We start from the raw sequence: 13,154 nt of genomic DNA on the forward strand, positions 1-13,154 counted from the left end.
TCGCTCGACTTGCATGTATTAGGCACGCCGCCAGCGTTCGTCCTGAGCCAGGATCAAACTCTCCGAAGAAATGTTTGACTTGCTCATTTGCTTTTTTAATAGTGTGTGCTCACTTAAAATTTAACGTTGGCGCTTTGTTTTGTTCAGTTTTCAAAGAGCGATTTATCGTCGTTACTTCGTAAGCGACTTTATTATCTTATCACTTACCCAATCTAATGTCAACAACTATTTTATATTGTTTTTTGATTGAGCAATTTATGATGTCGTTATTGGCGACTCCTAATATATTATCAGGTTGATGAGTTATCGTCAATGGTTTAATTAGTTTTTTTAAAAAAACTATAACATGATAAAAACCCCAAGGAGATATCCATGAGGTTTTCATAAGAATGACTTCTACGCAATTCCTTTAGATAATCCAATAACCAATGGCTGCCAAAGCGGCAACTCCCGGTATTCCAAGCAGGCCGGCGACTGCCGAGGTAACAGGGTTGATGGGAACATGAATGCCCGCTTGATTCCCAAGTGTATTCAAAAAGAACAAAAATGCTGCACCGATAATGATTTTTATAATCCCCTGTCCTATGAATCGGACGGGTCTTAATGGCGCCCCGATAATAAGGAGCATTAAAATCAGGCCGCCAACTACGGCAACAAAGACAACTGGTTCCAAACTCATTCCTCCCCGCAAGCTTGTACTACACTTATATGAAGGGAACGATGGATTAAGAACTGAAAAAAATGGCCATGAGGAATATGAAATCCTTCACAGCCATTTCCTTATCATCTTTTTAAGCGGACATTCCTTCTTTTAACTTCCCTGAATAAGTAGAAATATTTCACTTCCGCCAGTCTCGTTTGGGCGATTACTTCCTCAGATGGATCAACGCTTTTTTCAAGTAATGATTTTTGATTATGCCAATTCCATTTCAACTGTTCAAGCTCTTCGATTAATGAATCATTGAATTCATTCCGAAGTTTCTTTTTTTTACGAAAGAACAAGTGAAGTCCTCCCAGCTACCTTATATTTCTCTTCTTCCTTCAATTGCTTTTGATAGCGTCACTTCATCCGCATACTCCAAATCTCCGCCAACAGGAAGTCCGTGGGCAATTCGGGTCACTTTGATCCCTGATGGTCTAAGCAACCGCGAAATATACATGGCTGTCGCTTCACCTTCAATGTTAGGATTAGTAGCCAAAATGACCTCCAGCACTGTTTCATCTTGCAGGCGCTTTAATAAATCAGGAATATTTATATCTTCCGGACCGATTCCGTCCATCGGGGAAATACTGCCATGCAGTACATGGTATAAACCATTGAACTCTCTCATCTTTTCCATAGCTATTACATCTTTAGGGTCCTGAACCACACAAATCAAACTTCTATCCCTCTTTTGATCTTCGCAGATATAACAGGGATCTTGATCTGTAATATGACCACAGACTGAGCAATACATCAGATTCCGCTTAGCATTAACAAGTGCCTTTGCAAAATCCAAAACAGTATCTTCCTTCATGCTTAGTACATGAAAGGCTAATCGAGCAGCCGTTTTAGGACCAATCCCCGGCAATTTCATAAAACTGTCAATGAGCTTGGAAATTGGTTCTGGATAATGCATCGAATTCCTCCTAAAAATTTCAAAAGAAACCCCCTGAAAGGAAGTTTCTTTTGAACTTGCTTAAAACATACCCGGAAGGTTCATTCCCTTAGTGAATTGTCCCATCGTTTGGTTTGTCAGTTCTTCCGCCTTTTTCAAAGCATCGTTAGTCGCAGCCAGAACTAAATCCTGAAGCATATCGATATCATCCGGATCGACAACTTCCGGTTTGATGATTACATCGACGATTTCTTTATGTCCAGTCACGATGACCGTTACCATTCCGCCGCCAGCAGTTCCTTCAACCTTTTTTTCACCTAATTCTTCTTGTGCCTCTGCCATCTTCTTTTGCATCTTTTGCATTTGTTTCATCATGTTCTGCATATTACCACCGCGCATACCCATTTTTCTTACCTCCAATTATTCTTTAATTTCAAGTAAATCATCGCCGACTAATTTCCTAGCCTCTGCTATAAAGGGGTCTTCTTCTTTTGATTCCGTTTCTTCGGGACCGTCGAACTGCTGTGTTGAGATGAAGTCCTCCCGCAACCTTTGCCACTGGCTCTCCGGAACTCCAGCTATCTCCATTCGGTGTCCGGTCAATTGCTGCATGATCGAGGCTATCACTTCCACGAAACGGTTATTTTCCATTGCCATTTGACAATGAATATCATATTTGAATTTTACCACAAAAGCTTCAGTTGACGCAGCAACAGGTTCTGCCTCCGTTAATAAAGCTGCCAATGACTTTTGGTTTTGCTGACCTAACTGCTCAAGCACTTCCCCCCACTTACTTTTCACAGCATTAAGACCTGGCTTTGTAGCTTGTTTCAAAACTTGATTGATCTTTCCTGCAGGTGCTTTATATGCCTTTTTAACAGCCCTTTGCGCCTTAGCCTGCTCTGCAGGCTTTTCTGTCATGGCTGCCGGAATGCCATTTTTCTGCATTTCAATCAATTTTTTCTCTAAATCTTCTATTTTCTGCTGCAGCTGCTGCAGCTGCCCGTTATCATTTTGATTTGGCCTTTGCTCATTACATAACTTCACAAGTGCCACTTCAAGGAAAATCCTTGGATGATTTGTCCATTTCATATCCTGCTGTGTTTGATTGAAGCTTTCGATAATGGAGTAAATCGATTCAGAAGAGATCACTTCTGCCAATTCCTTAAATTGGGGATCTATCAAAACACGCTCGAAGGATTCTGCCAGTGCCGGTGCCGTTTGAAACAAAAGCATGTCACGGAAATAATAAATCATGTCTTCAATGAACCGTGCCGGGTCTTTTCCCATGGCCAGCAATTCTTCAAGGACTTCAAGTGCCACCGCTACTTCTTTATCATATATAGCTTTTGCCAGCCGGCTTAAAAACGCCTGCGAAACAGAACCGGTGACAGTCAATGCATCTTCCACAGAAACCGTCTCTGAACTGAAGGATATCGCTTGATCAAGAAGGCTTAGTGCATCCCGCATCCCGCCTTCGGCTGCTCTCGCAATGATATGCAGGGCTTGTTCATCACATGAAACACCTGTTTCTGCGATGATCTGTGACATCCTGCCAACTATATCTTGAGGCTGGATCCTTTTAAAATCAAACCTTTGGCAACGGGAAATGATCGTTAGTGGAATCTTATGAGGTTCAGTCGTCGCCAATATAAAAATCACGTGCTTCGGGGGTTCTTCCAATGTCTTTAAAAGTGCATTGAAAGCACCTTGTGATAGCATATGTACCTCATCAATGATATAAACTTTATATGTAACCGCGTTCGGTGCATATTTGACCTTATCACGAATGTCACGGATTTCCTCGACACCATTATTGGATGCTGCATCAATTTCTATAACATCTGATATGGAGCCATCGGTGATTCCGCGGCAGGTAGCACATTCGTTACAGGGCTCACTTGTCGGGGCATGCTCACAATTCACTGCTTTTGCCAGAATTTTTGCAGCACTTGTTTTCCCTGTTCCACGCGGACCGGAAAATAAATAGGCATGCGAAACCTTCTGCCCGACCAAGGCATTCTGCAACGTTTTCGTTACATGTTCCTGCCCGACTACATCAATGAATTGTTGTGGCCGCCATACCCGGTATAATGCTTGATACCCCACGGAAATCCCTCCTTTTTTTCTCCACCTTGTTTATTATACATTACTGATTTCCTTAATATCAAAGTCTAAAAAGAAATTCTATCATTGCCTCATTTTTTTCAAAAATGCCAAGCGCTTTACCTTCTTGGCATAAAAAAAAACCCACCCGAAACGAATGAGTTTTTTGTTTATGTAAAATAACTGCCGTGCACCTTCTGTCGATTAGCAACCATAAGCGTTACTTAAGCAGTTAGCTCGGCCCAGGCAACCCTGCGGCACATGAGAACTTCCACTTAATGCTGCTTCCTTCCGGACCTGACATGGTTCATGGAGTCCCATTGCGCAGGACCCGGGCGTCAACACCACTTACTTAAGGCAGGCCCTACAGAATGCTAACCTCGAGAAGGGATTCAACCTCGCTAGAGCGGATTGCGAGTACAGGGCACCGCTACCTCCCCGTCTAGCACGGCAAAAGTAATACCAATTTCAAAGCGTCATGTCGACGCATAATTCATTATACTAAGGTAACAAAAAAAACGCAAGTGTTGTTCATGGACAGTTTGATTCCAAATTTATCAAATGAAGCAAAGCCTCATCTTCAACATTCGTTTTCACCTATTTATTTTCCTCGGCAATTTTGAGTGCTTGCTCTCTTTTCAACGTTTTCTTTCTATTCCTAAGCTCTTTAAAAAAAGAAGTCAATATCCAGCCGCACTCTTCCCCTAATACACCGCTTGTTACATCACATTGATGGTTGAAGCGTTCATCTTGGAGTAAATCCATGAATGTCCCTGCACAGCCAGCCTTTGGGTCATGGGCTCCAAAAACAACCCTTTTTACCCTTGATTGCAAGATGGCACCAGCACACATGGGACAGGGCTCCAGTGTTACATATAATGTCGCATCTTCAAGACGCCAACTGCCAGTAGCACGGCAAGCCTCATTGATCGCAAGCAGCTCCGCATGTGCCGTCGCATTCTGTTCCGTTTCCCTTAGGTTATGCCCCGTCGAAATAACTTGATCATCTATTACGATTAAAGCGCCAATCGGCACTTCATTCAACATCTGCGCCTTTTTCGCTTCCTTTAAGGCTAAATTCATGTAATAAACATCATCCTTCAAAAAAAAACCCCCTTATATTAAGTAGGAGTAAACAGACAAATATAAGACAAAATAAAGGTCATACTACTTGTTCTAATGAATAGTAACGCATGCGGCATACGTGCCGCAAGTAAATTCTCACAATACAGGAGGATATACCATGAATCGACCTGAAACGCCTTCTTTTGCATTGCTTATCATTGATATGATCAATGATTTTGATTTCAAATACGGGAATATTCTCCTTGCACATACGAAGCCTATCGTCGATCCGATTTTGAAATTAAAAAAGCAAATGAAAGAAAAGGGTTTTCCAATCATTTATATCAACGATCATTATGATTTATGGCAGGCTGACTTCGACAAAATTATTGCTAGATGTAAGAATGAAGGAAATGCCTCATTAATTGAAAGAATAAAACCTCAACAAGACGAATTCTTTCTCATCAAGCCGAAGCATTCCGCATTTTATGGGACGGCACTCAATACACTGCTTAAACGATTAAACGTGGAAACACTGATCATTACCGGAATAGCTGGAAACATATGTGTATTATTCACAGCCAATGACGCCTATATGCGGGAATATAAATTATGGATTCCGAAGGATTGCATCGCTTCTGCATCAAAGGAAGATAATCATTACGCATTAAAGATGATGAAACATGTTCTCAAGGCGTCCATAAAAGAAAGTGAAGACATTTAAGCATTCAATCGAACAAGGGCACTAACCTACATACATCCCCCAATAACACTCTTTCATTCTCTTTCTTTATCAACCTGACAAAAATGTCTCTAAAGTCCCAAGTCTGTGATACAATATCTCTTGGCGAAAAACCTAATTACCGGGAATTTCAGCTTGATACCTCATTGAAGGAGGACAGATTGGATGAAATCCACCCCATTTATTACCGTCGAAGGTCCAATCGGCGTGGGAAAAACATCACTTGCAAAAGTTATCGCAGATCATTTTCAAATTTCATTATTGAAGGAAATTGTAGATGAAAATCCATTTCTCGGGAAATTCTATAAAGATATTGATGAGTGGAGCTTTCAAACAGAAATGTTTTTTCTGTGTAACCGTTATAAACAATTGGAAGATATCGAAAAAAAGTATCTTACTAATGACCAAGCCGTGGTGGCTGATTACCATATATTCAAGAACTTGATATTTGCTGAACGAACGTTAAAGAACGGACAATACAATAAATACCTTGAAATATTCAATATTTTAACACGGGATATGCCTAAACCTAATATGGTGATTTATTTAAACGCAAGTCTTGATACTCTTCTCTCCCGAATCGGTAAAAGAGGTCGTGAATTTGAAAAAAATATATCCTCCATTTATTTAGAGCAGTTATCCGCGGATTATCGAACATTCATGGAAGCATTTGAGAAACAGCACCCTGACATACCTGTTCTTACATTCAACGGAGATGAGCTGGATTTTGTCGGGAACAAGGATGATTTGAAAACGATAATCAGCCAAATAGAGAATGCCCTGCACAAAGGAGTAAAGTCAAATGAACTTACGAAAGAAATATAATATTCCAAACAACGCCGTCATTACGATAGCAGGGACGGTTGGTGTAGGAAAATCGACCATGACCAATGCTTTAGCCGATGCCCTTCAATTCAGGACATCCTTTGAAAAGGTTGATACGAACCCCTACCTGGATAAGTTTTACGATGATTTTAATCGCTGGAGTTTCCACCTGCAAATCTATTTCCTCGCTGAACGTTTTAAAGAGCAAAAAAAAATCTTCGAATATGGCGGCGGTTTTATCCAAGACCGTTCCATTTATGAAGACACCGGGATATTTGCAAAAATGCATTATGAAAAAGGCACGATGAATGATGTGGACTACGAAACGTATACAAGCCTTTTCAATGCCATGGTGATGACGCCATACTTCCCGCACCCTGATTTACTTATCTATCTCGAAGGTTCGCTTGATGATATCCTCGACCGGATCCAAGAACGCGGCCGTCCAATGGAACAGCATACCCCAATTGAATATTGGCAGGAAATGCACGGCCGTTACGAGGAATGGATTGATCAATTCAACGCCTGCCCTGTCCTTCGATTAAATATAAACGAATATGACCTTATGCAGGATGAAGCAAGCATCGAACCTCTTATAAAACGGATTGCCGAATATATGGAGCAAACTAAGTTGCTGCGAAATGTATAAAAAGAAAAACCACCGGTTATCCGGTGGTTTTTTAATATATTAGAAAACAAAAATTCCGTTACATATCTGCAACGGAATTCATCGATATCCAATTTATGCGCTGTGGTTATTAATAAGTTATGGAGGAGGTAGAGGGATTCGAACCCCCGCGGGATTTGACTCCCCTGTCGGTTTTCAAGACCGATCCCTTCAGCCGGACTTGGGTATACCTCCGTATCAACATTTATTATATTACATGGAATTAAAATTAAAGTCAAGCCCTCTATAAAGTTTTTTTAAAATAATTTTCAAGATTTGATAAAAAGGAGAATCAGCCTCTGTAATCAGATGCTGATTCCTTTTGTCTTACGGTTTAATGACTTCCGCACCGCGCATATATGGACGTAATACTTCAGGAATAATAACACTGCCATCTTCCTGCTGATAATTTTCCAAAAGGGCTGCGACTGTACGGCCGATTGCCAAACCTGATCCATTTAGAGTATGGACGTGTTCCGGTTTACCTTTTGCATCACGTCTGAAGCGGATATTGGCCCGTCTAGCCTGGAATGCTTCAAAGTTACTGCAAGAAGAAATTTCGCGGTACGTTCCATAACTCGGGATCCAAACCTCGATATCATACTTTTTAGCAGCAGTGAAGCCAAGATCTCCCGTACACATGCTCAGCACTCGGTATGGAAGTCCTAGCAATTGAAGGACCTTCTCGGCATGACCCGTGAGATTTTCCAATTCTGCATAAGAATCTTCCGGCTTCACGAACTTCACTAGTTCAACTTTATTGAACTGGTGCTGACGAATTAACCCGCGGGTATCACGACCTGCAGATCCTGCCTCTGACCGGAATGAAGCGCTGTATGCCGCATAGCTTATCGGTAGATCATCCATGCTCATGATTTCATCACGATGGAAGTTTGTCACCGGGACTTCAGCTGTAGGAATCAAGAAGTAATCATCACTTTCAATACGGAAAGCATCCTCTTCGAATTTTGGCAATTGACCTGTGCCTGTCATGCTTGCACGGTTAACCATATATGGTGGCAGCATTTCTTCATATCCATGTTCCTCAACATGAAGGTCTAACATAAAGCTAATTAATGCACGTTCTAATCGAGCACCAAGACCCCTATAAAATACAAATCGGCTTCCGGTCACTTTTGCTGCCCGTTCAAAATCAAGGATGCCTAGATCTCCGGCTACATCCCAGTGTGGTTTCGGTTCAAACTTGAATTCCGGTAACTCTCCCCATTTACGGATTTCGACATTATCGTCTTCCGTCTCACCAACAGGCACACTTTCATGCGGAATGTTCGGAATGGAAAGAAGTAATGTATCTAACTGGGCTTCCACTTCACGAAGTTCATCATCGAATCCTTTGATACGGTCACCAACTTCACGCATTTGGGCAATCAGCTGATCTGCATCTTTTTTTTCCCGTTTCAATACGGCCACTTGCTGTGAAACTTCATTTCTTTGGCTTTTCAACTTTTCCGTTTCAGCAATCAAAGCCCGACGCTTTACATCCAGTTCCTCGAATTTACCTAAATCGGTCAAATCTTCTCCTCTAAATTGCAATACACGCTTCACTTCTTCAAAATTATTTCTTACATATTTCAAATCCAACATTTTCAGTTCCTCCTTAATATTTTGATATTTTATCAAAGAACGCAAAAAACTCCCGTCCCCTGAAGAAGGGACGAGAGTTAACCCGCGTTGCCACCCTAGTTGAAGGCCTATCTAAAAACGCCTACCACTTATCACGATAACGGCTTTTAACCGAAAGTACTTACTGACCCAAAAGGCTTTCCATACTCTGCTCCAGGAGGGATTCACAAAACTCTCACACCGATTTTCACCAGCCATCGGCTCTCTATAGAAAGAAATACTTGTTACTATTTCCTGTCATTGCTTTCTTATATAATCAGTTTGTTTTCCATAATGTACTATAATTTTATACATTACGCAACCGTTTTATACGTGAAACTTAAAACCAGCCTTTAACAGTGGAAGCTACACTGCTCCATACGTCACCAAAGAATCCGCCAACCGCTCGCATTGATAGTACGAACCAGTTTGCCTTTTCAACAGATTCAGCAGCTACGACGTTAACCTTAACCTGATCTCCGTTGATGTACCCGTAATCTTCTCCTTTTTTAGGAGTGACTGTGATGTACCCTAGCTTTTCACCTTTTTTGATTGGTGCAGTCAGCTTACCATCATCATTCAATTTGTTTTTATCGATCACTAAATCTGTTTTATAGTTGTCTTTCACACCATTTTCAACAAGTAGCTCGATCGCTTTTTCAGATTGAATCTTAACGTTTTTTTCCTTGCCTTTCACTACTGAAAGTGTTTCTTTCCCTTTCACCTGGTAGTTGGCAGGAAGGACTTTTTCCTTTTTAAAGGTTGCATAAGCATAGTTCATAAGCTTAGTGCTATCCGCAAAACGTTCGTTTTTATTAGTGGACTTCATGACCACCGTGATATAGCGCTGACCGTCCTGGATAACCGTCCCTGTGTGTCCATATCCGGCAAAGTCAGTAGATCCCGTTTTTAGTCCATCTACGCCTTTATATTCAAATATCAGTCCAGGCAGCATCCAGTTGAAGTTCGGATATTCTTTTCCATCACGGAACTTCAATTTAGGGATGCTGGCGATTTTCAACACTTCCGGATAATCATTTATTAAACGATAAGCAAGAAGTGCAGTATCTTTTGCTGTCATGATATTTTCATCATCTTCATCACCTGAAGGAAACTGCCCTAATAAATCGCTGTTATTCAAGCCGCTGGCATTAACGAATTTATGGTTTTTCAAGCCTAATTCCTTCGCTTTTTCGTTCATTAACTTAACGAAGCTCTTTTCACTTCCGGAAACTAGCTGTGCTAAAGCTACTGTTGCCGCATTTCCGGAATAGACGGCCATAGCTTGATATAGTTCCTTAACTGTATAATCTTCACCTTCCGTTAACCCAACATTCGACAAATTGGGTGCTTTTGAAAGGTCATGTACGTATTTATTTATTTTAACTTTTTGATCCCAACTGATTTTCCCATTTTCAATTGACTCCATTATGATGTACTCTGTCATCATTTTAGACATGGATGCAATCCCTAATACTTTATCGGCATTTTTTTCATACACGATTTGTCCTGTTTCACCATCAATGATGATGGCTGCCTCTGCTTTTAAACCCAAATTATCAGATTCAGCAACAGCTTCCCCCGGTTGATAGGCAAATTGCGACATAACAAGAACAAAAACAAAAGTGAAAATGAGGGTCATCTTGCTGATTTTTTTCAATTTCCAATACCTCCAACTTTTAAGCTAATCTCTATAACAAAGAAGAAACTTTATGTAATTCCCTTGACACCTTGTCTAGTTTATCACAGAAAAAATAAAAAAAATAGACAGAGTAATCGCAGACTCTGTCTATTTTAACAATAAATTTTAATGACGATTATATGTTAAATTCATTACATTGAGTAGTTCGGTGCTTCTTTTGTAATTTGGACATCATGAGGATGGCTTTCCCTTAATCCGGCACCAGTCATTTTGACAAATTGAGAGTTTTCCCTCAGCTCTTCCAATGTGGCTGTACCGCAATATCCCATACCTGAACGAATGCCGCCAATCAGCTGAAAAATGGTATCTGATAGAGGTCCTTTATATGGAAGGCGGCCTTCGATGCCTTCCGGTACGAATTTCTTGTTATCTTCTTGGAAGTAACGATCCTTAGATCCCTTTTCCATTGCAGCAACAGAGCCCATACCCCGATACACTTTAAAACGGCGGCCTTGGAAAATTTCCGTTTCGCCTGGGCTTTCAGTTACACCGGCAAGCATACTGCCAAGCATTACTGCATGTCCGCCTGCAGCTAGGGCTTTAACGATATCACCAGAGTATTTGATTCCGCCATCAGCGATGATCGTTTTACCATGTTTTCTTGCTTCTGTCGCACAATCGAAGACTGCTGTGATTTGCGGAACACCTACACCAGCTACAACCCTTGTCGTACAGATTGACCCTGGTCCGATTCCCACTTTCACTACATCAGCACCCGCTTCAATCAATGCTTTCGTACCTTCAGCTGTTGCCACATTACCGGCAATGATCGTCAATTCAGGATATGTCCCGCGGATTTCCTTCACCATTTCAAGGACGCCTTCTGAATGACCGTGAGCAGTATCAAGTACAATTGCATCGACATGGGACTTAACCAGCATTTCGACACGCTTCATTGTATCCTTGGTCACGCCGACTGCAGCACCTGCAAGTAATCTTCCTTGCTTATCTTTCGCCGAATTCGGGAACTCGATGACTTTCTCGATATCCTTGATCGTAATAAGTCCTTTAAGAACTCCATTATCGTCCACAAGGGGAAGCTTTTCAATTTTGTATTTTTGAAGAATCTTCTCTGCTTGTTCCAAGTTAGTTCCCACTGGCGCTGTGACCAGATTCTCTACAGTCATGACACTGGAAATCTTCAAGGAAAAATCGGAAATAAATCGCAAATCACGGTTTGTAATGATACCCACAAGTTTTTGATCCTCTATATTGTTGACTACAGGAACACCTGAAATGCGATATTTACCCATTAAATGCTCTGCATCGAATACTTGGTGATCCGGCGTTAAGAAAAATGGATCGGTAATTACACCGCTTTCTGAACGTTTTACTTTATCCACCAGTTCAGCTTGTGCTTCAATGGACATATTTTTATGAATGATACCTAATCCGCCTTGACGAGCCATGGCAATTGCCATCTCAGCTTCTGTCACGGTATCCATTCCTGCGCTGATGATAGGAAGGTTGAGCCTTAAGTTTTCAGCTAAGTTGACTTGAAGGTTAACATCTTTCGGCAAAACCTCTGATTTCGCTGGAATTAATAGGACATCATCAAAGGTTAAACCTTCTTTTGCAAATTTATTTTCCCACATTATTTTCCCCTCCTGCTTAAAAATATTATTTGTAGGTTATCAATAGGACATACTACTGTCAAGAAGAGAAATAAAAGTTTGATTATTCTATTAATTCGGAGGATAGCTGCAATGCCTGAAAACAATGATAATTTCGATAAATATACACCTTTTTTTTCCGCATCTTCCTCACAACTTTTTTTACAAAAATGTTACATGCACGAAAAAATAGCAGAAGCGGAAATAAAAAGTTACGATAATTGTTATCCATTTATTTACCATCTTGAACACGCTAAAACTTATTATAATCAGGCTGCCATTGCACCACTTTCCATACAACCAATACTTACATTTTATGGATTCGCTCAATTGTTAAAGGCTTGTCTGCTCACGATTGACCCTAACTATCCGGAATCAACTTCGATGCTTGCCCATGGGGTAACAACGAGAAAAAAGAAAAAACAACAATATGAATTTTTAAAGGACGAAGTGAAAACGCAAAAGAATGGACTTTTCACCTGCATTGCCGAGAAGTTATTTCATATCAAGCATCTGGAAGGTGAAAAGTTTTCCATGGGAACATTAATGAAGGAAATCCCAGACATGCAAAACTTTACATGGTCGGTTTCAAAGAAAAATTTCGTCGCCATGTTACCGTCTTCGAATGGCTTTCAATTACCATCAACGGTATTGGATAGCTATCAAATGTCCAGCAGTCGGTTGGAAGAATTTTTGAAAGCTAAAACGAATCAAGTTTACAGTATTTCAGAAGCTCCTGGGACACTGCATTTAAAAACAGATGGCGTCCCTAATCATAATGCAACTTCCCCAATACGGTATAATTTAGCAGAAGGACAGTTCATGCTATCACTAAATAAAGATTCGTCAGCTTTTTCATTACCTGAACTTTTGATCCATTATTTGATTTCTTATAACCTTAGCATAATAGCTCGTTATGAAACAGAATGGTGGGCAGAACTGTTGAAAACCATGCCTAATGATGATTACCCCTGCATCGTTCAATTCCTTAAAATAAGCCAAGCTAAGGTGCCATTCTTAATATTTGAATGGATCAAGTCCGGAAGGTTCCACCTTTAACCCTTCCAAAAACATCCATTTGGTGAATTGATCTGGTTTTAAACGAAGAAAAAAGACCAGCCGAATGGCTGATCTTTTGAAATGGCTTGGCGGCGTCCTACTCTCACAGGGGGAAACCCCCAACTACCATCGGCGCTGAAGAGCTTAACTGCCG

13 protein-coding genes, 1 tRNA gene, 2 rRNA genes, 1 other RNA gene and 1 other annotated feature are annotated in these 13,154 nt (G+C 40.8%); of the genes, 4 read left to right on the forward strand and 13 right to left on the reverse strand.

The annotated features are described in order from the left end of the window. The 8 genes from V3595_RS28150 to tadA all read right to left on the reverse strand — a co-directional run. Positions 1–69 (reverse strand): 16S ribosomal RNA (locus V3595_RS28150); the annotation flags it as partial. 340 nt (positions 70–409) lie between these two features. After that, on the reverse strand, positions 410–679 hold the full coding sequence (locus V3595_RS28155; RefSeq protein WP_375090815.1) for a pro-sigmaK processing inhibitor BofA family protein: 270 nt from the start codon (positions 677–679) through the stop codon (positions 410–412). Positions 680–783: 104 nt separating this feature from the next. Then, positions 784–1,002: a YaaL family protein gene (locus tag V3595_RS28160; protein ID WP_034316261.1), complete on the reverse strand. Its 219-nt coding sequence runs from the start codon at positions 1,000–1,002 to the stop codon at positions 784–786. Positions 1,003–1,022: 20 nt separating this feature from the next. Next, positions 1,023–1,619, reverse strand: coding sequence for a recombination mediator RecR (gene recR, locus V3595_RS28165; protein ID WP_034316264.1), 597 nt, complete (start codon positions 1,617–1,619; stop codon positions 1,023–1,025). A 60-nt stretch (positions 1,620–1,679) separates the two neighbouring features. Further along, positions 1,680–1,997, reverse strand: coding sequence for a YbaB/EbfC family nucleoid-associated protein (locus V3595_RS28170; RefSeq protein ID WP_101226088.1), 318 nt, complete (start codon positions 1,995–1,997; stop codon positions 1,680–1,682). A gap of 21 nt (positions 1,998–2,018) precedes the next feature. Next, positions 2,019–3,707 carry a DNA polymerase III subunit gamma/tau gene (gene dnaX, locus V3595_RS28175; RefSeq protein ID WP_260358075.1) on the reverse strand — a complete coding sequence of 563 codons (1,689 nt, stop codon included), beginning with the start codon at positions 3,705–3,707 and terminating at the stop codon, positions 2,019–2,021. A gap of 183 nt (positions 3,708–3,890) precedes the next feature. Continuing rightward, an RNA gene (ffs, locus tag V3595_RS28180) (signal recognition particle sRNA large type) lies at positions 3,891–4,155 on the reverse strand. A gap of 146 nt (positions 4,156–4,301) precedes the next feature. After that, positions 4,302–4,808, reverse strand: coding sequence for a tRNA adenosine(34) deaminase TadA (tadA, locus tag V3595_RS28185; protein ID WP_485911225.1), 507 nt, complete (start codon positions 4,806–4,808; stop codon positions 4,302–4,304). 139 nt (positions 4,809–4,947) lie between these two features. Between tadA and V3595_RS28190 the strand changes: the two genes are divergently transcribed. From V3595_RS28190 to V3595_RS28200, 3 genes are all read left to right on the forward strand, one after another. After that, positions 4,948–5,493, forward strand: coding sequence for a cysteine hydrolase family protein (locus tag V3595_RS28190; protein ID WP_485911227.1), 546 nt, complete (start codon positions 4,948–4,950; stop codon positions 5,491–5,493). A 183-nt stretch (positions 5,494–5,676) separates the two neighbouring features. Further along, a complete protein-coding gene (locus V3595_RS28195) occupies positions 5,677–6,336 on the forward strand; it encodes a deoxynucleoside kinase (RefSeq protein ID WP_144481201.1) in 660 nt (219 codons plus the stop codon). Continuing rightward, entirely contained in the window at positions 6,314–6,985 is a 672-nt protein-coding gene (locus V3595_RS28200) for a deoxynucleoside kinase (RefSeq protein WP_076373259.1), read from the forward strand. Before V3595_RS28195 ends, V3595_RS28200 begins: the two co-directional genes overlap by 23 nt. Before the next feature lie 120 nt (positions 6,986–7,105). On the opposite strand, the gene V3595_RS28205 is transcribed toward V3595_RS28200, so the two are convergent. From V3595_RS28205 to guaB, 4 genes are all read right to left on the reverse strand, one after another. Next, positions 7,106–7,198, reverse strand: a tRNA-Ser gene (locus V3595_RS28205). A gap of 132 nt (positions 7,199–7,330) precedes the next feature. Then, positions 7,331–8,608, reverse strand: coding sequence for a serine--tRNA ligase (serS, locus tag V3595_RS28210; RefSeq protein ID WP_485911229.1), 1,278 nt, complete (start codon positions 8,606–8,608; stop codon positions 7,331–7,333). A 63-nt stretch (positions 8,609–8,671) separates the two neighbouring features. Beyond that, positions 8,672–8,897: a binding site (T-box leader), on the reverse strand. Between the two features lie 69 nt (positions 8,898–8,966). Continuing rightward, positions 8,967–10,286, reverse strand: a complete 1,320-nt coding sequence (locus V3595_RS28215) for a D-alanyl-D-alanine carboxypeptidase family protein (RefSeq protein WP_485911231.1) — start codon at positions 10,284–10,286, stop codon at positions 8,967–8,969. Positions 10,287–10,459: 173 nt separating this feature from the next. Further along, a complete protein-coding gene (gene guaB, locus V3595_RS28220) occupies positions 10,460–11,923 on the reverse strand; it encodes an IMP dehydrogenase (RefSeq protein WP_101226085.1) in 1,464 nt (487 codons plus the stop codon). Positions 11,924–12,034: 111 nt separating this feature from the next. On the opposite strand from guaB, the gene V3595_RS28225 reads away from it, so the two are divergent. Further along, the gene (locus V3595_RS28225; protein ID WP_485911234.1) at positions 12,035–13,000 is read left to right on the forward strand and encodes a YaaC family protein; all 966 of its coding nucleotides are present in this window, start codon (positions 12,035–12,037) and stop codon (positions 12,998–13,000) included. 84 nt (positions 13,001–13,084) lie between these two features. Here V3595_RS28225 and rrf read toward each other — a convergent pair. Beyond that, positions 13,085–13,154 (reverse strand): 5S ribosomal RNA (gene rrf, locus V3595_RS28230); the annotation flags it as partial.

This window comes from Bacillus sp. CFBP9009 (genome assembly GCF_036541465.1).
In the GTDB taxonomy this organism is placed as follows: Bacteria; Bacillota; Bacilli; order Bacillales; family DSM-1321; genus Peribacillus.

Excerpts from the sequence above, each read along its gene's own strand:
- V3595_RS28155 (WP_375090815.1), bottom strand. The coding sequence starts at position 679 with ATGAGTTTGGAACCAGTTGTCTTTGTTGCCGTAGTTGGCGGCCTGATT.
- recR (WP_034316264.1), bottom strand. The coding sequence starts at position 1,619 with ATGCATTATCCAGAACCAATTTCCAAGCTCATTGACAGTTTTATGAAA.
- V3595_RS28170 (WP_101226088.1), bottom strand. The coding sequence starts at position 1,997 with ATGCGCGGTGGTAATATGCAGAACATGATGAAACAAATGCAAAAGATG.
- V3595_RS28190 (WP_485911227.1), top strand. The coding sequence starts at position 4,948 with ATGAATCGACCTGAAACGCCTTCTTTTGCATTGCTTATCATTGATATG.
- V3595_RS28195 (WP_144481201.1), top strand. The coding sequence starts at position 5,677 with ATGAAATCCACCCCATTTATTACCGTCGAAGGTCCAATCGGCGTGGGA.
- V3595_RS28200 (WP_076373259.1), top strand. The coding sequence starts at position 6,314 with ATGAACTTACGAAAGAAATATAATATTCCAAACAACGCCGTCATTACG.
- serS (WP_485911229.1), bottom strand. The coding sequence starts at position 8,608 with ATGTTGGATTTGAAATATGTAAGAAATAATTTTGAAGAAGTGAAGCGT.
- guaB (WP_101226085.1), bottom strand. The coding sequence starts at position 11,923 with ATGTGGGAAAATAAATTTGCAAAAGAAGGTTTAACCTTTGATGATGTC.
- V3595_RS28225 (WP_485911234.1), top strand. The coding sequence starts at position 12,035 with ATGCCTGAAAACAATGATAATTTCGATAAATATACACCTTTTTTTTCC.